This is a genomic window from Roseateles sp. SL47, from assembly GCF_026625885.1.
Taxonomy (GTDB): Bacteria; Pseudomonadota; Gammaproteobacteria; order Burkholderiales; family Burkholderiaceae_C; genus Roseateles.
Map to the genome: position 1 here is coordinate 430,378 of NZ_CP113068.1, position 21,651 is coordinate 452,028.

The 21,651-nt window shown below is 62.3% G+C and carries 23 protein-coding genes; 13 read left to right on the forward strand and 10 right to left on the reverse strand.

Annotated elements, in window-relative coordinates; translation table 11 throughout:
- The first annotated feature begins 141 nt into the window (after positions 1-141).
- Positions 142-918: an alpha/beta fold hydrolase gene (locus OU995_RS01765; protein ID WP_267833629.1), complete on the forward strand. Its 777-nt coding sequence runs from the start codon at positions 142-144 to the stop codon at positions 916-918.
- Positions 919-975: 57 nt separating this feature from the next.
- Here OU995_RS01765 and OU995_RS01770 read toward each other — a convergent pair whose 3' ends face one another.
- Positions 976-2,067 (reverse strand): tartrate dehydrogenase, encoded by a 1,092-nt coding sequence (locus OU995_RS01770; protein ID WP_267833630.1) that lies wholly within the window; start codon positions 2,065-2,067, stop codon positions 976-978.
- 67 nt (positions 2,068-2,134) lie between these two features.
- Between OU995_RS01770 and OU995_RS01775 the strand changes: the two genes are divergently transcribed.
- Complete coding sequence (locus OU995_RS01775; RefSeq protein WP_267833631.1) at positions 2,135-2,767, forward strand: alpha/beta fold hydrolase; 633 nt, start codon at positions 2,135-2,137, stop codon at positions 2,765-2,767.
- Positions 2,768-2,886: 119 nt separating this feature from the next.
- Positions 2,887-3,276 carry a GFA family protein gene (locus OU995_RS01780; protein ID WP_267833632.1) on the forward strand — a complete coding sequence of 130 codons (390 nt, stop codon included), beginning with the start codon at positions 2,887-2,889 and terminating at the stop codon, positions 3,274-3,276.
- On the opposite strand, the gene OU995_RS01785 is transcribed toward OU995_RS01780, so the two are convergent.
- Positions 3,267-3,680, reverse strand: coding sequence for a TetR/AcrR family transcriptional regulator (locus OU995_RS01785; protein ID WP_267833633.1), 414 nt, complete (start codon positions 3,678-3,680; stop codon positions 3,267-3,269). The genes OU995_RS01780 and OU995_RS01785 overlap by 10 nt on opposite strands.
- 318 nt (positions 3,681-3,998) lie before the next feature.
- Between OU995_RS01785 and OU995_RS01790 the strand changes: the two genes are divergently transcribed.
- The 4 genes from OU995_RS01790 (at position 3,999) to OU995_RS01805 (ending at position 7,023) form a co-directional block, all read left to right on the forward strand.
- A complete protein-coding gene (locus tag OU995_RS01790; RefSeq protein ID WP_267833634.1) occupies positions 3,999-4,304 on the forward strand; it encodes a hypothetical protein in 306 nt (101 codons plus the stop codon).
- Between the two features lie 54 nt (positions 4,305-4,358).
- Positions 4,359-4,637 (forward strand): hypothetical protein, encoded by a 279-nt coding sequence (locus tag OU995_RS01795; RefSeq protein ID WP_267833635.1) that lies wholly within the window; start codon positions 4,359-4,361, stop codon positions 4,635-4,637.
- Between the two features lie 92 nt (positions 4,638-4,729).
- Positions 4,730-5,011: a hypothetical protein gene (locus OU995_RS01800; RefSeq protein ID WP_267833636.1), complete on the forward strand. Its 282-nt coding sequence runs from the start codon at positions 4,730-4,732 to the stop codon at positions 5,009-5,011.
- Positions 5,012-5,106: 95 nt separating this feature from the next.
- Entirely contained in the window at positions 5,107-7,023 is a 1,917-nt protein-coding gene (locus OU995_RS01805; protein ID WP_267833637.1) for a hypothetical protein, read from the forward strand.
- A 31-nt stretch (positions 7,024-7,054) separates the two neighbouring features.
- On the opposite strand, the gene OU995_RS01810 is transcribed toward OU995_RS01805, so the two are convergent.
- The gene (locus OU995_RS01810; RefSeq protein WP_267833638.1) at positions 7,055-7,378 is read right to left on the reverse strand and encodes an antibiotic biosynthesis monooxygenase family protein; all 324 of its coding nucleotides are present in this window, start codon (positions 7,376-7,378) and stop codon (positions 7,055-7,057) included.
- Positions 7,379-7,401: 23 nt separating this feature from the next.
- Here OU995_RS01810 and OU995_RS01815 point away from each other — a divergent pair, with 23 nt between their 5' ends.
- From OU995_RS01815 to OU995_RS01835, 5 genes are all read left to right on the forward strand, one after another.
- Positions 7,402-8,316: a TauD/TfdA dioxygenase family protein gene (locus OU995_RS01815; RefSeq protein WP_267833639.1), complete on the forward strand. Its 915-nt coding sequence runs from the start codon at positions 7,402-7,404 to the stop codon at positions 8,314-8,316.
- 21 nt (positions 8,317-8,337) lie between these two features.
- Positions 8,338-8,952: an NADPH-dependent FMN reductase gene (locus OU995_RS01820; protein ID WP_267833640.1), complete on the forward strand. Its 615-nt coding sequence runs from the start codon at positions 8,338-8,340 to the stop codon at positions 8,950-8,952.
- Between the two features lie 83 nt (positions 8,953-9,035).
- Positions 9,036-9,599 carry a GTP cyclohydrolase II RibA gene (ribA, locus tag OU995_RS01825; RefSeq protein WP_420714865.1) on the forward strand — a complete coding sequence of 188 codons (564 nt, stop codon included), beginning with the start codon at positions 9,036-9,038 and terminating at the stop codon, positions 9,597-9,599.
- Between the two features lie 20 nt (positions 9,600-9,619).
- Positions 9,620-11,314: a WD40 repeat domain-containing protein gene (locus OU995_RS01830; protein ID WP_267833642.1), complete on the forward strand. Its 1,695-nt coding sequence runs from the start codon at positions 9,620-9,622 to the stop codon at positions 11,312-11,314.
- Entirely contained in the window at positions 11,286-12,296 is a 1,011-nt protein-coding gene (locus OU995_RS01835; protein WP_267833643.1) for a formylglycine-generating enzyme family protein, read from the forward strand. The genes OU995_RS01830 and OU995_RS01835 overlap by 29 nt, the downstream gene beginning before the upstream one ends.
- 126 nt (positions 12,297-12,422) lie before the next feature.
- On the opposite strand, the gene OU995_RS01840 is transcribed toward OU995_RS01835, so the two are convergent.
- The 4 genes from OU995_RS01840 to OU995_RS01855 all read right to left on the reverse strand — a co-directional run bounded on the left by OU995_RS01840 (position 12,423) and on the right by OU995_RS01855 (position 16,469).
- Positions 12,423-12,758, reverse strand: coding sequence for a hypothetical protein (locus OU995_RS01840; RefSeq protein ID WP_267833644.1), 336 nt, complete (start codon positions 12,756-12,758; stop codon positions 12,423-12,425).
- A gap of 44 nt (positions 12,759-12,802) precedes the next feature.
- Positions 12,803-14,308 (reverse strand): DASS family sodium-coupled anion symporter, encoded by a 1,506-nt coding sequence (locus OU995_RS01845; RefSeq protein ID WP_267833645.1) that lies wholly within the window; start codon positions 14,306-14,308, stop codon positions 12,803-12,805.
- Between the two features lie 374 nt (positions 14,309-14,682).
- Positions 14,683-15,294 (reverse strand): DUF4865 family protein, encoded by a 612-nt coding sequence (locus tag OU995_RS01850; RefSeq protein ID WP_267833646.1) that lies wholly within the window; start codon positions 15,292-15,294, stop codon positions 14,683-14,685.
- A gap of 23 nt (positions 15,295-15,317) precedes the next feature.
- Positions 15,318-16,469: an alpha/beta fold hydrolase gene (locus tag OU995_RS01855; protein ID WP_267833647.1), complete on the reverse strand. Its 1,152-nt coding sequence runs from the start codon at positions 16,467-16,469 to the stop codon at positions 15,318-15,320.
- Positions 16,470-16,573: 104 nt separating this feature from the next.
- On the opposite strand from OU995_RS01855, the gene OU995_RS01860 reads away from it, so the two are divergent.
- Complete coding sequence (locus OU995_RS01860) at positions 16,574-17,479, forward strand: LysR family transcriptional regulator (RefSeq protein WP_267833648.1); 906 nt, start codon at positions 16,574-16,576, stop codon at positions 17,477-17,479.
- A gap of 178 nt (positions 17,480-17,657) precedes the next feature.
- On the opposite strand, the gene OU995_RS01865 is transcribed toward OU995_RS01860, so the two are convergent.
- From OU995_RS01865 to OU995_RS01875, 3 genes are all read right to left on the reverse strand, one after another.
- Complete coding sequence (locus tag OU995_RS01865) at positions 17,658-17,951, reverse strand: YciI family protein (protein WP_267833649.1); 294 nt, start codon at positions 17,949-17,951, stop codon at positions 17,658-17,660.
- Between the two features lie 587 nt (positions 17,952-18,538).
- Positions 18,539-20,704, reverse strand: coding sequence for a sensor histidine kinase (locus OU995_RS01870; RefSeq protein WP_267833650.1), 2,166 nt, complete (start codon positions 20,702-20,704; stop codon positions 18,539-18,541).
- A complete protein-coding gene (locus OU995_RS01875; RefSeq protein WP_267833651.1) occupies positions 20,679-21,374 on the reverse strand; it encodes a response regulator transcription factor in 696 nt (231 codons plus the stop codon). The genes OU995_RS01870 and OU995_RS01875 overlap by 26 nt, the downstream gene beginning before the upstream one ends.
- Between the last annotated feature and the right edge of the window lie 277 nt (positions 21,375-21,651).

Sequence of the window (21,651 nt, forward strand, 5' to 3'; positions counted from 1 at the left end):
ACACCCGGCTTTCTCCTTGGATGCTGGTTGAGACCGGCCCGAGCGAGAGACGTCAAAACGCGGGCCACCCACTACCGTTGCATCGTGAGGGGCCATGCCCCATTGCAACGCCTGCGGGCCCACTTTTTGAAAGAAGACACCATGCGCAAATTTCTCCACAGCCTGATCGCCGTGAGCACGCTGAGCCTCGCGGCCACGGCCGCCGTCGCCGCAGACCCGAAGCCGACCATCGTGCTGGTCCATGGCGCGTTTGCCGGTTCCTCCAGCTGGAACGGCGTCGTCGGCGAGCTGTCCAAGAAGGGCTACACCGTGGTCGCAGCGGCGAACCCGCTGCGCGGCGTGGCCAGCGACGGGGCCTATGTGGCGGCACTGGCGAAGTCCATCAACGGCCCGGTGGTGCTGGTGGGGCATTCGTACGGGGGCGCGGTGATCACGGCGGCGGCCAATGGTCTGCCCAACGTCAAGGCGCTGGTCTATGTGGCGGCCTTTGCGCCGGACCAGGGGGAGAGCGCGCTGGACCTGACCGGCAAGTTCCCCGGTTCGACCCTGCCACCGACCCTGGCCGCACCGGTGAAGCTGCCCGATGGCGGTGAAGATCTGTACGTGCAGCAGGACAAGTTCCCCAAGCAGTTCGCGGCCGATGTGCCGCTGGCGCAGGCCCGCGCCATGGCCGCGACCCAGCGACCGGTCGCGACCGCAGCATTGAAGGAAGCCGCACCGGCGCCGGCCTGGAAGACGGTGCCGAGCTGGTCCATCTACGGCACGGGTGACCTGAACATTCCCCCCCAGGCCATGGCCTTCATGGCTGAGCGTGCGCAGTCCAAGAAGACCGTGGTGCTGAAGAACGGCTCCCATGCGCTGATGGTGTCGCATCCGCGAGAAGTGGCGGCGCTGATCCAGGAAGCGGCTGGGAGCTGATCCTCCAGGTGGGGCCGGCGGGGGCGGCTGCAGCGGTCGGCAACCGTTGATAGGGGGTCAGGCCCGGCCCGTGTCACCCCCGGCCAGCACCAATGCCTCAATGGCCTGCCCGACCTCCCGGGTGGTGGCGGTACCGCCCAGATCCGGTGTGTGCGGCCCGTTGCGCAACACGTCTTCGATGGCCTGAAGAATGGCGTCATGCGCTGCACGATGGCCCAGAAAGTCGAGCATCAAGGCGCCGGACCAGATCATCGCGATCGGGTTCGCAATGCCCTTGCCGTAGATGTCCGGCGCAGAGCCGTGAACCGGCTCGAAGAGCGATGGGAACTTCCGCTCCGGATTCAGGTTGGCGGACGGCGCCAGGCCAATCGTTCCGGTGGTCGCCGGGCCCAGGTCGGACAGAATGTCGCCAAACAGGTTGGACGCCACCACCACATCAAAACGGCCGGGCTGCAGCACGAAGCGGGCACTCAGGATGTCGATGTGCTGCTTGTCGACCGTCACCGTTGGATAGGCCTGGCTCATGGCATCGGCACGTCCGTCCCACCAGGGCATGGAGATGGCAATGCCATTGCTCTTGGTCGCCACCGTGAGGTGCTTGCGTTGTCTTGAAGCGGCCAGGTCAAAGGCGTATTTCAAGACGCGGTCGGCGCCGAAGCGGGAGTAGACGGACTCCTGAATCACGATTTCGCGATCCGTCCCTTCAAACATCACGCCGCCCAGATTGGTGTATTCACCTTCCGTGTTCTCGCGGACCACCAGGTAGTCGATGTCTCCTGGCTTGCGGTTGGCAAGTGGGCACGGCACGCCTTCAAACAGGCGTACCGGCCGCAGGTTGATGTATTGATCGAATTCACGGCGGAACTTCAGCAGGGAGCCCCACAGCGAGATGTGATCGGGCACCACGGCCGGCCACCCCACAGCGCCGAAGAAGATGGCGTCCATGGGCTGGAGCTGCGCTTTCCAGTCGGGCGGCATCATGGCGCCGGTGTGCGCGTAGTAGTCGCAACTGGCCCAGTCGATATGTTCGAACTGCAACTCGATGCCAAAGCGCCTGGCGGCGGCGTTCACCACCCGCAAGCCCTCGGGCATCACTTCCTTGCCGATGCCGTCACCCGGAATCGCAGCCACCTTCAATGCGGAACCCATGAATGTCCTCGGTTGAATCGATGCGGCCATCCTAGTCACTTTCCGGCGGCGAAGTAGCATGCTGTTCATGGCGACATTTCCGAAAATCAAGTTCCTTCCGGGCGCGTCCGGAAACACCGAGTTCTGGAAGCCTGTGGCGGCGGCGATGCAGGTGCCAGAGGCGATCACGGAACATCTGGGCTGGCCCGGCCTCGGCCCCACGCCGGTGGACCCCGCGGTGTCGTCGCTGGACGATCTTGTCGCACAGCTCAGTGAGCGGATCACGGAACCCACGGCCTTGGTGGCGCAGTCGATGGGGGGCGTGGTCGCGCTGAAAGTGGCGCTGAAGGTCGCACGGGACCGGCCGCATCTGATCACCCATCTGGTGTTGGCCGCGCTCTCCGGAGGCATTGACGTGCAGCGCCATGGGGCACGGGATTGGCGTCCTGCGCGCGCCCAACTTGATCCCGGCAACCCCTCTCATCTGTTTGCCAGGTATGACGGCGATCTGACGCCCGCCCTCGCCTCCATCCAGATTCCCACCCTGTTGCTCTGGGGAGGCGCGGACCCGATCAGCCCGGTCGCCGTGGGGCAGTGGTTGAGCGGCGTGCTACCGCGCTCAGCGCTGCACGTGGTGGAGGATGGGGATCACTCGTTCTGCCATTCCCGGGCCGATGGGGTGGCACCGTTGATTGCGAGGCACCTGGTGAGCGGCGGCTGAGCGTGCGCCGGTGCTTGGCGGCCTCTTGATGGGGCTCGGTGCCGGAGCCTGGGAAGGGTCGTTCAGAATCAACAAGGTCGGCGCCGCCAAGGTGTTGGCCTCGATTTCAGGAGACTGGCATGGACCGATTCACGGGAAGTTGTCTGTGTGGAGATGTCCAGGTGGTGGCCACCGGGCAGCCCTACCGGGTGGGCCTTTGCCATTGCCTGGATTGCCGTAAACACCACGGCGCGTTGTTCCACGCGTCGGCCATCTTTCCGGACACGGCGGTGACGGTGACGGGAGAGATTCGCCAGTACGCAGGCCGTGGATTCTGCCCGCGTTGTGGGTCGTCGGTGCTGAGCCGGTCGGGGGACGAGGTGGAGGTGAACCTCGGTGCGCTCGACAACATCGATCAGTTCAAACCGACCTACGAGTTGTGGACGATTCGGCGTGAGTCCTGGCTGCCGGCGTTTCCACTCTCGCGGCATTACGAGCGGGACCGGGACGGCCCGCAGCGTCAGGAGTGAGATGAGCGTTGTGCCGGTTGCCGAAGGGGCCACCCCAGGCCCAAGGCTACCTGCAACACACAACCGCACAGGAAGATCAGCAGCCACGCCAGCAGTGCGCCTCGCACGATGGGATCGTCGGGGCCGTGAGCCACCGGATGACCGGCCGGAAGACGCTCTGCCACTGGGTCGTTGAAGTGCTGCTTCAATCCCGACAGCGCTTCCGGTGCATCCTCCCGATATTGGGACACGGCCGCTTTTACCAACGCTTCCTTGCTGGGAAAGTGATGATGGATGCTGGCCCCGGTGATGTTGCCCCGCTCGGCGACCTTGGCGTAGCTGAAGCTGTTGTACCCACACTGGACCAACAGTTCACGCGTAAAGCTCAGAAACTCAGCGGCCTTGGGGGATAGCTCGGGACGCATGGGGCGCCCGGTTGAACAGACGCTTGTTGGGCTTGCAGCGTCGTCGTTTGGCTCGCCATCCACGCGTTGGTAGGCTGGCTGTTGATAGGCAATGGGCAATGGGCAATGGGCCTGAGCGGGCGGTTCCAAATCGTGACATTTTGCCGCTCCGTCCCCCTCAGGTGCGATTGGAGGCGCCCTGCACTGCGGCTCCAATGCCCTCCGGGGACGACCCGCCCCACCCATTCAATTCATAGTTCATAGAGGGAGCTTCACATGCAAGGGTACGGAGGTTTTGGTAGCAGCGGCCGCACTTGGCAACCCCATCCGTCAGGTCGGGTGGCCGGCACACTCAAGATCGTCGCTTATGGGTACCTGGCCTTCGCGACGCTGTCAGCTTTTGTCTTTTGCCTGTCGCTGAAGGGCCGAGCCGACATGAATCCGCTGTATACGGCGCTCATTCTGGGTGCCCTGGGCGGATTCCACCTGTTCTTGTCGGATGCGGCTGATCGGAAGCAGGACTGGTCGCGCTCGGTCAGCGTGCTGGTTGCCGTGCCGCTGATCTTTGGCTTTCCGATCGGCAGCATCTTTGGCTTCATCATCATTGCCAATTCATTGAAGGACTGGGAAGTCGATCCAGAGTAAAACGACCCTCCATTGGGCGCCGTCATGGCGCCCATGACGGGATGAGCCCGCCCCATGAAACGCGTGCTGGCGCAGCAAGAGGGTCCGGCCTTGCTGGTCGGGCACTCCTATGCCGGCTTCTGGCGCGAAGAATCATCCCGGGCGAAAACCGGTGACGGATTCGGACTTGGGCTGGCCATCGTGCGGGCCGTGGCACCCATGCAGGGTGGCGACACCTTCGTGGGCAGATCACCAGTGCAGGTCGCTGCTGCGGAGCAGCACCGGGGGACTGCCACCGAGCACTACAACTGCATTGGCTTCACCATGAAGGGCGTGGTGGCCCCGAGGACGTGAGCGTCCACTGTATTGATGACGGCAGCACTTCGTGCGCGTTGACGTCACCATTTGCGCGTGAATAAATTCGGATTCCAACCCAGGAGAATCCAATGGACAGCGATTCGATCGATCTCAAGAAGCTTTCAGGCGTATTTGGCAGGCTCGCCAGCGATTCAGGGGATACGGCTCTCGCATCTCTGGACGCCGGGCTTGAGGGCTTTCGTTCGAAGCTTGGTGTTGAACTCAATGACGCAGAGTTCAAGTATCTGAGTTCGGCACTCGTCAGCCAACGCAGCAATCACTACCGGGCTGATGTTTCGCACTCCTCGCTTCGCTCGTCCGATGCGGGCGCCAACCTGGCTCGCGGGTTCTTCATCAAGGCCAAGATCTAAGGCGCAATCGCGCTTTTCCAGGGACTGCCGCAGTCGTCTCGACTGGCAGGGGAGGCAGTGGCTCAGGGACCAGTGTGCGTGTCACAAGGTGCGGGATGCTTGCAGCAAGAAACAACCTTTCGATGTGCCTGCATCCCGACGAGCGCCTGCTTTTCGCAGGATCACTTTCGGGCCAGATATTGACGATAGACGTTGACGACTTCGTCATCAGGCACCGTACCCAGGCACATGCCGGAGGCATTCACGCCATCGCCTGCCACCCCACGCTTCCGTTTGTGGCAGCCATGTCGACAGAACGGGCGTTCTCGATTTGGCGTATCAATGACGAGGACGGACAACTCACCCGCGTGCTCTTCCAGGATGTTCGCACCCTGCCCTGCACCAATGATCCAGAACCCGTCCCGTTCATCCAGTCGACAAGCCAGGCCCTTGCTTTCCATCCGACCAAGCGCCGGCTCCTGACTCGGACGGGTTCCGGGGGTCTCCTGGAAGTCGAGTTCACGGATCAAGGGGATATCCACATCGTTCAATCGACCCGCGTGCATGGCCGAGAAGATCTCGTACAGGCACGCTATCTGGACGATGGTGAACGCATCCTCACAATGGCGAACTTCGGCGATGTGGCCCTCTCCGAGGCAGGGCATGTGCTTCGCCGGTGGAAGTTTGGCCACCACAACGTTCATTGGGCGGAGCACCTGGAAGGCAGCACCTACCTGCTGGCCAGCGATACACGGCAGGTCATCCGCCTGGACGTTTCGGCCGAAAACGAACCCGTGATCGGACCAATGATTACCCGCGATGACCTTGAGCACGTGACCTTGAACCGGCGCTCAGGACGCGCGTTCCTCGCCGGGTTTGATGGCGATGTTCACGAGATCAACACTCGAACCTGCGCCTCGCTGGGTGTCCGGTACAAAGCGCCTTTCAAGTGCCGCTGGGTGAAAACGCTTGAACGCCACCCCGACACCATGATCCTGCAATGCCGCAATGGGGGGCTCCACAAGATCAACCTGGCCAGCGGAAGGCGCGTTGCCTTGATTCGGGAGACCCCGGAAGCCATCTGGAGCGCAGAGGCGCTGCCGAACGGAGACATTGTCATGGCCGGCGAGGCCCGGGCGCTGTACCGCCTGAAGATCGAATCGATCGATGCACTCTCCCGCCTTCCCAAGATGTCGGTTCTGCGCACGCCGATCGCCATTGACGGTGATGGACATTTCAAGCGACTGGGTGTGCACCCTGCGAGTGGTGAAATCATTCTCGGCCGTAGTGATGGGCAGGTGTGGATCGGCGAAGGTGGGCAATTCCGGCCTCTGTGCAACCTTGCCATGCCAGTGCGCGACCTGTGCCTGCACCCGAAGCAGCCCATCGCCTTCGTCTGCACCGAGGGCGGTCGAGTCTTCAAGATTGATATCTCCCGAGGCGAGGTCGTGCGCGAGTTCGAATCGCCGATTGGTCAACCCATCTGGGTGATCGACTACAACCCACAGGCTGATCTCCTGGCGTTTGCGGAGCGTGAGGGGTCGCTCTACATGGTTCGCGGCGAGGACTTCCGGCCGGTGACTCAGATTCTCGACATTCGCCGGCCCAAGCGTCTGAAGTGGCGGGACGCCGAGACGCTGCTCTGGTCCCGTAGCGTCGAGATCTATCGGCACGATCTTTCGACCGGGCAAACCCGTCTGTTTGTGCGGGAAACCGGGAATTCGATCGAGGACTTCATCTGGGATCCCGAGCGTCGCTACCTGGTCGTGATGAACTACAACTGCCTCCTCATCCTGTGCGACTACGAGACAGGCGACTTCATCGACGTGACGCCGGATCGAATGGACTATTCAAAGGGACTCGTCTGGGTTCCGCGAGTTTCACCAGAGTCTTACCCGCTTGACTTTCTGTCGCTTGGGCGTTCGGGCGTGGCCAATCTCTTCCGAATTCACGACGAGAAGATCCTCAGCCTCGGACCTGCCGCCATGGATGGCTGGTTTCCCAAGCCTGGCGAGCCGCGCAATTCAGCATGACACTGCCATGATCGCTCTGCTCGACACGACGCTATGGCCCGGCAACCAGCGACGGAACCAACAAATCGTGGATGACCTCCATGCGAAGGTCAGGCTTCAGGCGAACCGCGCTGTCGCTGATGACGCGTCGCAGGTGGACCGTCTCCTCGGTCGGTTCAATGTCGTCCGACGCCTCCCAGGCCTCGTAGCTGGGCCATTGCGCATAAGCCACGTAAAGGCCGTCCTCCGCGATGTGAAGCCGCGAGCCGAGGCTGCCCTCTCGCTCACGGATGATCTCGGTCATGCGAAGCCACGCGTCGACGAACTGCCGTTCGCGGCCAGGATGGACACGCCAGCGATAGATCAATGTGAACATCATGCGTTCAAGGGTGGCACAAATTGAGGTGGATTGGAACGCTGCGCGATGATTTTGGCGCGATATTGGAGGGGGACCGGACGCAGTTGCTGGAGCTGGAAGACATCGCGCTCCTCCAGCTCGTGCGCAGGCACGGCGTCGCGGTCTTCAGAGGGCGCGGCGCCACCATCGAGGACTTCGAGCGGTTCAGCGCCAAGTCGGCCGGGACCTTTTTTGTGCAGCACGGAACAGGGCGCCGCTTTGTCGATCCGGGTGGCACCGTCGCCAGCGTGGCGCCGGGATCTTCCGCCATTCCGCCACACGTCGAGAGGGGCTATGCCCCACCCGTGCCTGATCTGCTGTTCTTCTATTGCAAGACCGCGCCGTCGCCCGCGTGCCGTGGCGGAGCAACGACGGTCTATGACGGATTTCAGCTCTTCTCCGCCATGAGCGCTTCCTTGCAGCGCCACTTTGTGGATGCTCGCCTGCGGTGGCGGACATGGGTGCCCCACGAGATGCTGGCTCAGATTTTCGATGGCGACGCTCATCTGCAACCCGATCACATCGTCAACTTCTATCAGGACAAGCTGGCGAATCCCCGGTACCAGGAACGCATCGAAGCAACGTTCATGGACGGCGGATTGCGGGTTGACTTCGTCGCGCCCGCCGCGATCCGTGCACCGCGCAAGGACGGGTGGGCGTTTTCGAACTCCGGATTGTCGTACCTCGGAAGCTGGATGAGGGACGAAGAGATTGAACTACTGTCCGAGGACCGACGGCCTTACCCCACGGAATTTCTCAGCGGGGCCTTGGAGTACGCGAATCACGTGGTGGTGCGCATCGAATGGCAGGCCGGGGACATCGTCGCCATCGACAACCGAACGGTGCTCCATGGACGCGAGGCCTTTGATGATCCGGGACGGGAGGTGTATGTCCGAATGTGTTTCGCCGATGTCTAAGCCTGGGCCTGGAGACCTGATGTGAACGACCTCGAGCACATTGTCATCGTCAGCGGCAGCCACCGGGTCCACTCGCAATCCAGGCGCGTCGCCGAGTTCATCCGTGAGACCTTGGGCATCAGGTTCGGCACTGCGACCCACGTCATCGACCTCGCGGAAGCCGAAATCCCGATGTGGGAAGAAGGGGTTCGCTCGGGTGGCACGGTATGGGCCAAGGCGTGGGCGCCCGTGGCCAGACAGCTGGAGACTGCCGACGGCCTTGTGCTTGTGGTGCCTGAATGGGCTGGCATGGTGCCGCCGGCGGTCAAGAATTTCCTCTTGCTCTGTGTCGCTGAGCTGGCGCACAAGCCAGCCTTGATCATCTCGGTGTCTGCAGGCGATGGCGGGGCCTACCCCGTCGCCGAACTCAGAGCGTTCGGGTTCAAGAACAACCGTGTCTGCTACATCCCTGACCACGTGATCCTGCGCCACGTGGATGAACTGCTTGAAGGTTCGGAGGCGATCCACCCTGCGGATGCCAATGCCCGAGCACGAATTCGCCATTCGCTGAGCATGCTGCTTCTCTACGCTTCGGCGCTGAAACAGGTCAGACAGGCCCCCGAATATGACTTGTCGCAGTTCCCATACGGGATGTGAAGACACCAGGAGCTCAAATGAGGTTGGACTTCACTTCCCACACCCCCGCGACGCCCTCGGTGCGCAACGTGGTGAAACTTCCGATGACACTGCCCGACGGGAAGCAGCTCCGCGGGGAGCTGATCAGCTTCTCCGGGCTCAGCGACCAGCGCGAGCACTTCGCGGTCCGGTTTTCGGGTGGCTCACTGGCCGATCCGCTGCTCCGGCTGCATTCCGAATGCGTCACTGGAGACGTCTTGGGGTCGCGCCGCTGCGACTGCGGTTCGCAGCTCCATGAAGCGCTGCGAATGCTTGACGAGTGTGGTGGCTACCTGCTCTATCTTCGTCAGGAGGGGCGTGGCCTTGGTCTGTACCGGAAGATCGATGCCTACCGGCTGCAGGAGCAGGGTTCTGACACGTTCGAGGCCAACCGGATATTGGGCTACGCGGACGACGAGAGAAGCTATGCGGTGGCCGTTGAAATGCTGGAAGCGCTCGGGCTACGCGCGGTCCGCCTCCTGAGCAACAACCCCGACAAGGCGCAACAGCTGGAGCAGGCCGGCATCCGTGTGACCGAACGCATCCCGACCGGCGTCTTCATGAACGACTGCAATCGGGGCTACATAGAGGCCAAGGTTCGCAAGGGCGGACACACAATGCATCTCTAAGATGGAGAGGAGTCCATTCCGTGATCGAACACCAGTCCCCCATCAGCGGCATTGCTACGTACGGTGGTCGCCTCGTCGCAACAGCAGGTTACGACAATCACGTGATCCTCTGGGATCATGCTCTTCGCCTTGCGATTGCACGAGGTACGCATGACCACCTCGCCAACCATGTGGCGTTCAGCCGCGACGGTCGCCATCTGGTGACGTCGTCGAGCGACCATACGGCGCGGCTATGGTCGGTACCGGAGATGAAGTTGCTGGCCGTCATTTCATCTCACCACGATGATGTCGAGATGTCGGCATTCCACCCGTTCGACCGCTACATTGCGACCGCCTCCCGCGACCATGATGTCTTGATTCATGACTTTTCCGGGAGGTTGGTTCAGCGGCTAGCCGGGCATACGGCCGACGTCATCTCTGTCTGCTGGTCGAGCGATGGCCGCGAGCTGGTTTCGTCCAGCGATGACGGCACGGTCAAACGCTGGTCCTTTCACGATGGTCGCTTGCTTGATGACTATGACCTCGGCGGTGCGGAAACCGATGCGGTCGTGGTTTCGGCAGATGGAACCATCTTCGCCGGCAACGACGACGGCGAAATCGTCGTCTTGCGAGAAGGGGGCGCAGCACGTTGGCGTTTGCATGCGGCGGGCATCAAGCGCCTCGTGCTGGACGAGGGCGGTCGTTTGCTCGTGAGTCTCAGCTACGACCGTGCGCTACGTGTCTCGGATGCCGGCGCCAGTAGCCTGGTGCCTCACGCGGAGTCGATGATGCCGGAGGTGGTCTGGCCACGCTCGTGTGCCTTTCTCAACCCCGGCACACTCGTCTTCGGCACCTTCGGATCGGCTTATGCGCTGCACGATATCCGCCGGGGCACCTGGGATACAGACTCCGTCCGGGCAACACGCGGCGTCAACGCAGTGGCTGTCCATGACGGCCGCCGCTTGACCATTGGCGACAGCGGGGTGCTCCGAATCGATGGCAAGGAAGCGACGCACATCGGAAGCCTCTGCAACTTCCTCACACCCGTTGCAGGCCGCGTCTTCACCGGCGGACAGATGGGCGCAGTTTTCGATGCACTCTCAGGCGAGCAATTGCATCAGCATCGTTCGCCAATCAATTGTGGTGCGGCCTTCAATCTCGATGGGGCATCACACGTGGTCCTGGGCACCTACACGGGTGAGGGACTCGTGTTCAAGGTGTCGGAGAGCGGCGCCGTCTTGCTGGTCGCAACGCTGCCGTTGCACAAGAACGCTGTCAAGGGCATCGCCGTCTCCGGCGGCAGAATCTTCGCGGTCTGTGCGGATTGCAGCGCCGCCTGGTTCTCCACAGAAGATTTCAGCGAACTTGCGCGGGTAAGCGCCGCGCACGGGCGCATCGCCAACGGTTGCGCGCGACTGCCAGAGGGGCGATTCGCGAGTGTCGGGCGGGACCACAAGTTGCGCCTTTGGACTGGCACACAAGCAGTCGTTGTGGACACGCCGCACACGCATTCGATCAAGTGCGTGTCCTGCTCAGGCGACGGACGCTTCGTCGCCACGGGTTCTTACTACGGGGTGGTCGCCATTTACGATACTTTCAACGCCTCATGGACCGGCGTAAGAAGGGTCTCCGCAGCCGGTATCTCATCGTTATGTTTCGACGCGCTGACACAGTGCTTTCTTGCCGCCAGCTATGACGGCGACGTCCATGAGCTTGTCACAACGGTCGGTGGATAAAGTCCTAGCCAACCCCAACGAAGTGTCGTCACGCGAGGCGATGGGGCTCTCCGAGAAATTCGAGGAGCGGCTCGATCCGCACCTGTTCGCATCTCACAGGGATCTTCTTGCTCAAGATGCGTCTGCATTGGTGCGTGAGTTGTCCACGGCTTCTCATTCCGCTGATCGCCGCATTGCTGCCGGAGCCGTGCTCGGCATTCTGGGTGACCCTCGCCTCTGTACCCTCAGGCCGGACATGGTGCGGTTGCCTGGCGGGGCAGTGACCCTGGGGCTCGACGAGTCCCGTGTGGACGAAGTTTACGAACGCTGGTCCCATGTCGGTGTGCAGCGACACTGGATCACCAAGGAGTGCCCCGCGCATGTGATGCAGTTGAAACCATTCGCTCTAGCACGTTATCCGGTCACCAACCAGGAATATCGCGATTTCCTCCTCGACACTGGGGCTCACTTCCTGCCGAGTAGCTGGACACATGGCGTCTATCCGATCTTCGCCGCCAACCATCCCGTCTGGACTGTTACGCCCGACGCGGCCGATGCGTATGTCGCCTGGCTTTCCGCTCAGACCGGTCGCAAGTTCCGATTGCCGACGGAATCCGAATGGGAATACGCGTCCTCGGGCGGTGGAGGACAAGAGTATCCGTGGGGGAACCAATTTCTGCCCGACCACGCGAATACCGTGGAGACAGGTCCGCTGACGACAACACCGGTAGGTTGCTATCCCGCCGGGTTCACGGCCACTGGACTGGCAGACATGGCCGGCAATGTCGAGGAATACACGGCAAGCACGTATGCGCCCTACCCGGGTGGAACGCCGGTCACGGACGATTTGGCAAGTGTGGAGCCCGGGTATCGGATCGCGCGTGGGGGAAGCTTCTCCCGCTACGGCGACCTCTGTCGGTGTAAGAGGCGCCATGGCTGGTATCGGTCGCCGATCTACGCGATGGGCTTCCGGATCGCGGAGACGCTTGCGACGAACGCTTGAACCCATGCCTGATGACCGCTGTCGCAATCCTGGAATTCCGCTTCATTGCAAGCCGCTTGACTCGCGAGTCGAAAGGCCCACACACATCAAGCGTCTCTTGCCCATCCGTCCTCCCACAACAAACACTCATCGCAGCTGATCCAACTGCGGGCCAAGCCTGTGGGACAGCCGTTCCTGCACGGACCGAACGAGTGACCGGGCATCCGCCTCCGAGGAGCAACTGGCCAGCTTTTCTTCAATTGCAAAATGCAAGAACAGCAGGCCACGCAGCTTGGCAAAAGCCGGTGATGGCTCCACACCGATCAGCGCGGTGTTGTTGTCCAGGATGTGGCCCAGTACCGTCAGGTCCAGCAAACGAACCTGGCAAAGCAGGGCCAGTTGAATGATCTCCAGATCGACTGCATCGATCTGATGCGCCCACTCATTGACGGTGTGGGGGTTGGCGGGGGACATGGGTGGCATGAACGACTCCTTGAAACTTCGACTGAGCTGTACCGAGAGGTCGATCACCACAACCCCAAGATGGACCACCACAGGCTTCCGAGCGTGGCGAAGACCGCCAGCTCCAGCACACACATCACCGCACCGACTCGCCACCACAGCCCCATGCTGACGTACCCACTGCCGAAGATGATGGGCGAGGTGCCGGTGGCGTAATGAGTCAAGGTCATCATGATGGCGGAGCCCGCCGCCATCATGAGCATGAAAGGCACTGCGTAAGCAGCAGGGATCAGCTGGACGCCGACCGTCAGGAAGGCCAGCATCATGGCGCTGATGTGAGCGGTGGTGCTGGCAAAGAGATAGTGGGAACACACGAAAACGCCCACCAGCACTGCGGCCACGGCCGGCCACCCGAGGCCGGACGCGATGATGGCGTCCCGCATCAGATCGGCAAACCAGCGAATGACGCCCATCTTGTTCAGCTGTTCGGCCAGCATGACCAGTGCGCCAAACCAGATCAGGGTGTCCCAGGCTGTTTTCTCCCCAAGCACATCATCCCAATCCAGCGTGCCGGTAATGATCAATGCGAAGAGCCCGACGAACGCCACCACGGTGGGGTCGAGCGTAAAGGCATCGCCCAACACCAGCGCCGGCACATTGGCCCACAACAGAAGCATCAAGCCGAACACCCCCAGCATCACACGCTCCTTGCCACTGAGCGGGCCCATGCGCGCCAGTTCACTCCGGGCAAATGCCACCGCATTGGGCGTCTCCTTCAGCTCGGGCGGAGAGATCCAATACACCACAAGCGGCATCAACAGCAGACACAACAGACCGGGCAGCGCCATGCAAAGCGCCCAGGTGGTCCAGCTCAGATGCAGGGCGTGGCCGGAGGCCTTGCTGATGTAGTCCACCACCAAGGGGTTGGGGGCGGTAGCCGTCAGGAACATGGCCGATGTGATCGGATTGGCGTGATAGTTGACCAACGCGAGATAGGTTCCGACCTTGCCTTGGGTGCCCTCCCCCGGATCGGAGCCAAAGGCCCCGGCAATCGATTTCATGATCGGATGCACGATGCCGCCGCCCCGCGCGGTGTTGCTCGGCGTGAAGGGCGCCAACACCAGTTCACAGATGGCCAGCCCATAGCCGATGCCGAGCGTGCGGCGCCCGAGCAATGAAATGAAACCCATGCCGATGCGGTTGCCAAGGCCAGTCTTCTTTAAGCCCCGGGAAATGAGGATCGCCGCGACGATGAGCCAGATAAGGGGACTGGAGAAGCTGCTTAACGCATCCGCAATCGCCGCCTTGGACGACCCGGCGGTGACCTGCGACAGTGACACGGCCATGATCGCCATCATGGCCATGACGCCGATGGGCATCACCTTCAGGATGATGGCCACGATGGTGGTGAGGAAGATGGCCACCAGATGCCAGGCCGCCGGCTTCAGGCCGTCGGGGACCGGGGTGGCCAGCAACGCCAGCAAGACAGCGGTGGTGATCAGCGCCGGCCCGAGCCGGAACGGCACCACCGACATGAAGTAGCGAACCATCGCCTTCACCGTTTTCAGCATCTTCCATCCTTGTCTTGATCATCCGCAGGGAACAAATCGCTGTCGCCGTTCCCTGACGGGTCGATTTCAAGTGGAGTGCGGACGGAAGGCCTTGACGTGGATCAAGCGCGGCGGGAGGTGTGGGCGGTGGATGTCGCGTGGAGGTGGTCGGCGAGATGTTGCGCGCGATGCATGAAGGTGAAGACACCCGAAATGAGCAGAGCCCCGAGGGCGAAAGCTGCAATGGCGGGCATCGTGTGCAGGCGTACCGCGAGCGATGCTGTGAGGGGAGGCTCCAGAGACATTACGAATCCTCGGTGGTGACGACACGCAGTGTTGGTGTACTCGCCGATGCTCAGCGTGGCGCCTGCTGATCGAGGCCTTCAGGCTGCGGCTTAGTGGCGAGGGTCGGTGCGGCGGCGATCGCAGGCCCAGGTCGCGAGCGCGTCGATCTTTGCACCGCTGATGTGCAGCACCTGCCAAACGCGGCCGCAGTCCGGCGGAACGTCGTCAAGCCACAGCGCGAACGTCACGATCTGCCAGCGCTGCGGATCGACCACGACGGCCGCCGAATGAAGCCCCGGGTATCCGGAGAGCCGCTCCAAGGCCGCCACTGCGGCATCGACGGCGGCCGTCGGATCGCTGTCGTCGGGGATCGACGTGGATAGCCGGCTCGCCCGAGTCGGTGCGAGCGCCTCGCTCGGACCGCGACGAAAGTCGACACCGACGAAGTGGCGCACCGGTGGCCGGCCGAACGAGCCGACGATATTGGTGAAGCCGGTACCGGTCCAGAGGAAGCGGTTCATCCCCGCGACCCCGTTCCAGAGATAGAAGGGGGCGTACTCGTTGTTCAGCGCGCCATCGATGCCCCTCTCGCGGATCAGGTAGGCCTTGAGGCCGAGGTCCGGATAGCCATCGGTCAAGTGTCCTTTGCTCTCGACACGCTGGCGGATGATGTCCATGTCGTAGTCGGCGGGCAGCGGAATTTCGTATTGCATCGCGTACATGGTGGTGGCCTTGTCAACCTCTCTCAGGCAAGACGGGAAACAATCGCGGCGGCGAGCTCGGCGGGCTTCTCGAGCGCGACCATGTGCGGGGCATCTTCGATCACGTCGAAGGTCGCGCCGGGAATTGCCGCAAAGCCCTGCATCAGTGACGGCGGCGTTGATGCATCCTTTTCGCCGGCAATGACGTGCGTGGGTACATTGATCGACGGCAGCAGGGTCTCGATCGAGATGCTGGCGAGAGCTCGCCAACTCGCAACCCAGTCGGACACGATGGCGCGACGGACCTTTTCGCGTGCCCACCGGACGGCAGGGCCGTCTTCGGCGAGCGCAGCCGGTGTGAACCAGCGGGTCAGTGTCGGGACGATCTGGGCCGCCATGCCGTCCGTTTCGGCGGCGACAGCCCGCGCTTCGAAGGCCGGGTTGGCCCATGCGGTGGCAGCGACGATCGTCAAGCTTCGGAGTCGATCGGCCCACGCCGCGGCAAATCGCGTGGCGATCGAACCGCCGAGCGACAAGCCCACGAGGTGAACCTTCGCCAGGCCAAGGCGATCGAGGAGGAGGCGCAGGTCGTTGGAGAACATGTCGAGCCCGGTGGTGGCCGGGGCAGCCGCTGCGCGTCCGTGGCCTCGAAGGTCGTAGGCGATCACGCGGTGCCGCGCCGCGAGCGGACCGACCACACCCTGCCACATCCGACGGTCGAGGCCGAGTGCGTGCACGAGCACGATGGGAACGCCGTCACCGCCGGTGTCGGTCGCTTCAGTCTCATGGTCACCCAGATCGACGATCCGGCTCGGTGTCGGCGGCTCGATGCCGGCCTGTCCGAGCGTCCGGTCGATGACGTTGAGGAGGTTCAGACCGCGCGGGAAGCCGGCATACACGGTCAAGTGCTCGGCGAGCGCCACCAGCTCGTCGCGATCCACGCCGCAGCGGAGTGCTGCGGCGACGTGGACGGCCAGCTGCGGCTCGGCACCTCCAATGGCGCCGAGCGCGGCGACGGTGGCGAGTTCGCGTTCCCGCCGGCCGAGAACCGCGCGGGAGAAGACATCGCCGAAGGCATGTCCAGACAACGCATCCGCCAGTGTGGGGGACAGGCGGCCGATCGACGCGATCGTGGCACGAGAGCCATCGCCGACGACGGCAGCGATCTCGTGGTTTCCGACGACTTGTCTGTTCATGTCCTAAGGCTCCATCGGTGATTCGATTGCTGTACTCTAGTCTCCGGATTTGGTTTGATAAACGTTCAAATCTTGAGAGTCAACATCAATATTTGGAGATTCCGATGCGCTGGGACGACGTCCGCATCTTCTTGGCGGTCGCTCGTGGCGGCAGCCTCATCGCCGCCGGTGAGCAGCTCGACATGTCGCCAGCCTCCGTGGCTCGTCACGTCGAAGAATTGGAGCGGCGCCTGGGCGTGACCCTGTTCCTTCGAAGCCGCAACGGCTATGCGCTGTCCGATGCCGGCTTGGCCGTGATCGCGGACGCCGAGCGCGCCGAAGGAGCCCTGGCCGCGCTTCTGCACGGTGCGACCGGAGCTGCGGCGTCGCTGGTTGGGACGGTGCGTGTCGCGATGCCCGAGACCTTCGCGTCGGATCTGCTGATGCCGCGGCTCGTCGGCCTGCTGGCCGACCACGAGGGCCTGAGGTTGGAGATCGTGACCGCCGTCAACGTCGCCGACCTCACCCGCCGGGAGGCCGACATCGCGCTGCGTCTGGTTCGGCCGTCCGCAGGGAATCTGGTGATCAGTCGCATCGGAAGCATGGCAGTTGGCCTCTACGCAGCGCCGGGCTATCTTTCGCGCCGACCGCCGGGGCTGGCAGACGGTGGGCGGGGGCATCGCGTGATCGGCTGGGACGAAAAGTTCCGGGATCTCAAGGCAGCACGCTGGCTGTCGGAGCAGTTGCCCGAGGCGAGCCTCGCGATCAGCACAACCAGTGCGGGCGCGCAGATTGCCGCCTGCGAGACCGGCATGGGAATCGCCGCACTCCCTCACTTCCTTGCTGGCACAAGACCGGGGCTGCTGCGAGTCGGCGGGCCGCTGGCGTGCTACGCGCAGGACATCTGGATGGTTGTGCACCAGGACATCGCGGCCACGGCACGCATCAGGGCCGTGGCCGACGCCCTTCGAATCGCCATCCGGGATTCGGCACCGGTCCTGTCCGGGGATCGCGCGGCCTCCGCCGGGTGAGATCCCTGGAAGCGATGGTGGGCCATCGCGAGTCACGGCGATCGATCGGGACGCGCGAGGCGATAGGTCTGCTGATCACCTGCGCCCGCCTCTGTGCGGGCACGGCGCGCCGATGCGGCCGCCGGCACGTCAAGGGAGATGCACTTGAACGACCCGAACGCGAGAACTGACGCTGAAGTCAGAAGCTCGGCACGAGTACCGCCTCAGCCCCCCACGGGACCTTCGTCGGAATGAACTCGACAACTTGGTAGTCCGCAACCCGCTCGCAATGAAAGGGGGCCTCGGCCAACACCTCGTCGAGCTGCTGGTGCGACAGGCCCCGGGCGAGGATGACGCCACCGACCCGGGGCACCTGGGCGCCGGAAGCAATGAATCGTCCTGAGGCGAAAGGGCGGTCCCCAAAAGCACGGTGCTCTTCCAAGAGCCGCTCGACCGCGTCAATGGGCTGCACGTCGTGAAGCACGAACAACACACACTGGACCTCGCCTCTTGACGACGGTGCTTGTTGAGCATCCAACCCCAATCTGGCACGACTCGCACCGCAGCGCGGCGCGAACTGCCCAGGGGACTGCAAACTGTTGGCGCCGACCGAAAACTGAGCCACGGCTCAAAATTCGGTCGGCGCCAACAATCAGGTCCTGCCAGCCCCTCGTAGAGCTGTTCAGCGCTCGACTCTTGCGCATTGAGGACCGAGGAATCCTCATCGGCGGTCGAGAGGAGTTCTGGGACCGCAAGCGTAAGACCGAGTATCCGCAGGTGCTATGGGCCTGGCCCATTCCTCCCGAGACGCCACAACCGCCTCCACGGGCTAACACCCAGAGCCCAGATGTGGCCCGCCTCCTAGAGGCCATTGAGGCAATTTCGTAAGTCTCAAGTTCCGCCCTTGGGGCTCTCCAGGAGGGCAAGCACAAACCGAGGATAAATCGCTGGGCTAGACCAACGCTGCTGGATGGAGGGGGCTAGACTCGCCGCGGACAGCAGATGGCGCAAGTGGAACGTCAGGCGACAATCTGAGCCCTTGTGTGCGCTCCCGTTGGGCCAACCGAACGTTGTTCGTCCTCACTCTGCTTTGAGCCTAGGGAACTGAAGCACCAGTGACACGCCGTTCTCCTTGTTCCTTGCGTGCAGAGTCAGCCGCATCGCCAAACCGTAGATGCGAGATGCAAAGAGCCCCAGCCCGCTGCTGCCTTGCGCGTTGCTATCGGAAACTCCGAGGTCGAATATTCGCTCCAGATGAGCAGCCGGAATCGCTGGCCCCTGGTTGAACACCTCGACCGTGACGTCATCCTCGTACTGAACTAGACGAAGCTCGATGTCCGTCCCAGGAATTCGATAGCGCTCAGCGTTGTCGAGAAGGTTGTCGAGAATTCTCCACAGCTGAATTGAGTCGATATCGACGATGACGGGAGTCGAAGGTCCTACGTAGACGACGCTCCTGCCGTCGGCAACTAGGTTGTTCGCAAATCTCTGAAGCCAATCAGCCAAATCGTGCGGCTCCATGGCGATTTCGCCGGAGCGCAGACCATCCTCCACTGAAGTGGCCTCATGCAGCGCTTCGACTGCACGGCGAATTCGCGCAAGCTTCTCCTGCACGGCAGGGTCCTCCTTGGTCGTGTTCAGGAGCGACTGCAAAGGTGCACGAATTTCATGTCCGATGGCATCAAGAATCGCCTTGCGGTTTTGAACGTGCGCTTCAGCTAGCCGTAGACCCTCAGCTCGTCTTGCTTCTGCGGCCTTAAGCCGTTTGACTAGGTTCTCGTCGCGCGACCGGTTGCGCTTCAGAAGGATGTTGAAGACCCGCCCCAAAGTTCCAATCTCATTCTTCGCGGCGAACTTCTGAAGGTCGCCGCCACTGGATGGCCTGACCGCCATAGAGTACGCAGTACTTCGGAGAGCACGAAGCTTCCAGACATACAGGCTCCAGTCTCCCGCCAGAATGACGATGACGACGAAAGCTGCGGAGACCCAGATGAAGGCGCGAGTCGCAAGGTCAGGCAGGGTGAACGGGGTCGCAGTGAGAGTTGCACTCGCGTTGCCGACCCGAGGCATTCGAACGGCCTGAGACGCGCTGATTGGTGCGGCCTGAAGCGCAGTCTTCGAGATGATGAGTTCCGACCAGCCATCAGCCAGCGACTGCCACAGGCCTTCCAACCTCGTAGTTGACTGGCTGATTCCCGCATCGTCCGAGCGCCAGAGAATCCGTCGTGCGTTACCCGGCCCAGGGGCGCTAACCTGCAGCGAGGCCCGCGATGGAACCGCCGCCAAGTAGGCTTGGGTTAGCGACACAAGCGGCGTTCCAGCCCTACCCGGAGGGACGTCAAATCTGACCTGAGGCTCATCGTCGGAGTTCCCCTTGTCGTACACCTTCACGCCAATGACTACCTTCTTCGCGGCAGCGGAGGGCCAATCGTCCTCCTGCGCGGACGGCTGAAGTAGCGCCGCATCAAGGCGCCCAACTACAGTGACGAAGTTCCTGGCGACGCGACCTTCCTCTTCGTCGGGCCTCTCGAAGGCTTGGCCGCTTACCAACCTAGAGGGCTGGCCACCTTCGCCGCTTGCAAACGCTGTGACCTCGTGAACCTCCGTGAACCGAGACAGTTGAGAGGGGTACCGGGAACGCGCCAGCGGAGGAACCTGATACGCGAGTGTGAGTCTGCTCTCCTTCGCACCTCCGAACGTCAGCACGACGCGGTTCACCTCGGACAACGGACGGCCAGAACGGTGACGCTGAATCTTGCTGGACGGGTAGCGCAGCGAGAAGTAGATGTACCGCCCGGCCTGGTCGCCAGGGACTGCGGCAAAGCAGGCATGCAGACTATCGCCTTGCACTCCCGGGAACTCGACCTGGCAGGCGCGAGGCGCTTCGAAATTGATGTCCCCGACCTGGAACGTTCGCGCGTTGCCGGTCTGCAGCAGGTATGTGAAGAAGGACCTTCGGAGGGTGACAACACTTAGCGGACGTGACACCGCAGAGAACTCCTGAGGGTTCTCTAGAAGAGTCGAACCATCAGGTTCGCGAATGCTCAGCAAGAACTGAGCAAGTTGCCCGCGAAGTTCGGACTCCTGAACTCGATGTTCCTTCTCGCGCGCAGAGATGCTGACGTCGAGCACAGCCCCCGCAAGGAACACCACCAGCAACGAAAGCCAGAAGATGTTCCGTAGGGTGAAGTCCCAACGGATGACGCGCTGGAGCCACCGCCTATGTCGTTTTCCAGAAGTAGCCACGACCGGGTTCGTTCTCAATCTTGTTGAAACCCGGGTCAACGTCCCGGAACGCGGCGCGAGCTCCGGACACCTGGGTTGCAATTGCCTTCGGGGAGCCACCAGACTTCAAGTTCCTGATGAGCCGCGCGTTCTCCACGACTTGGCCTGGCTTCTCGACCAGACATTGGACGATGCTCAACTGGGTGATGGACAGCTGAACCAGTTTCCCCTTCCAAAGTAGCTTGTTCTTCCTTTGGGGGTCGAGCTCAAGGCCTGGAGGAAGTCCCTGGTCGGCGTCAAACCCCTTGTTGGCATCTGAGCGGGACCACTCGAGCGCCCGCTCAATCTTGTTGATGAGGTCTTGCTCATCAACTGGCTTCGCGATGAAGTCGTACGCATGCAGCGCCAGAGAGAATCCTCTTAGGTTGTCTTCAGGCATTCCAGAAACAACAATGGTGGCCCAGTTGCCCTTGAAGTCGCTAAGTAGGCTTAGCCCTGCATAACGGTTCTTCGGCCCGCCGCCCAGCTCCACGTCCATGATGACTAGGTCGAACCTCTCGTTGCTAAGAAGCTGCTCGGCCTCAGACTTGCTAAACGCCTGACGCACCTCGGCATCGAGCGACTTCTCAATCAGCGACTTCATGTTTTCGCTGTCGATGAGCTCGTCTTCGATGATGGCGATGCGTGTCATATGGGCCTCGGGGGAGGGTTCTTGGGAGGCTTAGAGCATCTCACGAAGAAACGCAATTCCCGACACCGGCTGGTTCAGGTTTCTGAACCGACCACATGTCCGGTCAAGAAACCAACGACGGCATCGCCGGAAACGTGTAACTGTCCAAGAGACCTGAACCGGCGTTCCCCCCAACCGTTTCCACCCGGGTGAAACACTTCTGTCCACGGAAACAACGGCGCCCATCTGGGCGGGACAGACTTGAACGCAAACACCCACGCACAGCATCTGGTGCGCC

Coding starts and splice junctions, on each gene's coding strand:
- OU995_RS01850 (WP_267833646.1), bottom strand. CDS start 15,294: ATGTACGCGATGCAATACGAAATTCCGCTGCCCGCCGACTACGACATG.
- OU995_RS01765 (WP_267833629.1), top strand. CDS start 142: ATGCGCAAATTTCTCCACAGCCTGATCGCCGTGAGCACGCTGAGCCTC.
- OU995_RS01810 (WP_267833638.1), bottom strand. CDS start 7,378: ATGTTCACATTGATCTATCGCTGGCGTGTCCATCCTGGCCGCGAACGG.
- OU995_RS01845 (WP_267833645.1), bottom strand. CDS start 14,308: ATGCTGAAAACGGTGAAGGCGATGGTTCGCTACTTCATGTCGGTGGTG.
- OU995_RS01855 (WP_267833647.1), bottom strand. CDS start 16,469: ATGAACAGACAAGTCGTCGGAAACCACGAGATCGCTGCCGTCGTCGGC.
- OU995_RS01795 (WP_267833635.1), top strand. CDS start 4,359: ATGAAACGCGTGCTGGCGCAGCAAGAGGGTCCGGCCTTGCTGGTCGGG.
- OU995_RS01840 (WP_267833644.1), bottom strand. CDS start 12,758: ATGCCACCCATGTCCCCCGCCAACCCCCACACCGTCAATGAGTGGGCG.
- OU995_RS01780 (WP_267833632.1), top strand. CDS start 2,887: ATGGACCGATTCACGGGAAGTTGTCTGTGTGGAGATGTCCAGGTGGTG.
- OU995_RS01860 (WP_267833648.1), top strand. CDS start 16,574: ATGCGCTGGGACGACGTCCGCATCTTCTTGGCGGTCGCTCGTGGCGGC.
- OU995_RS01800 (WP_267833636.1), top strand. CDS start 4,730: ATGGACAGCGATTCGATCGATCTCAAGAAGCTTTCAGGCGTATTTGGC.
- OU995_RS01785 (WP_267833633.1), bottom strand. CDS start 3,680: ATGCGTCCCGAGCTATCCCCCAAGGCCGCTGAGTTTCTGAGCTTTACG.
- OU995_RS01835 (WP_267833643.1), top strand. CDS start 11,286: ATGAGCTTGTCACAACGGTCGGTGGATAAAGTCCTAGCCAACCCCAAC.
- OU995_RS01775 (WP_267833631.1), top strand. CDS start 2,135: ATGGCGACATTTCCGAAAATCAAGTTCCTTCCGGGCGCGTCCGGAAAC.
- ribA (WP_420714865.1), top strand. CDS start 9,036: ATGACACTGCCCGACGGGAAGCAGCTCCGCGGGGAGCTGATCAGCTTC.
- OU995_RS01875 (WP_267833651.1), bottom strand. CDS start 21,374: ATGACACGCATCGCCATCATCGAAGACGAGCTCATCGACAGCGAAAAC.
- OU995_RS01770 (WP_267833630.1), bottom strand. CDS start 2,067: ATGGGTTCCGCATTGAAGGTGGCTGCGATTCCGGGTGACGGCATCGGC.
- OU995_RS01805 (WP_267833637.1), top strand. CDS start 5,107: ATGCTTGCAGCAAGAAACAACCTTTCGATGTGCCTGCATCCCGACGAG.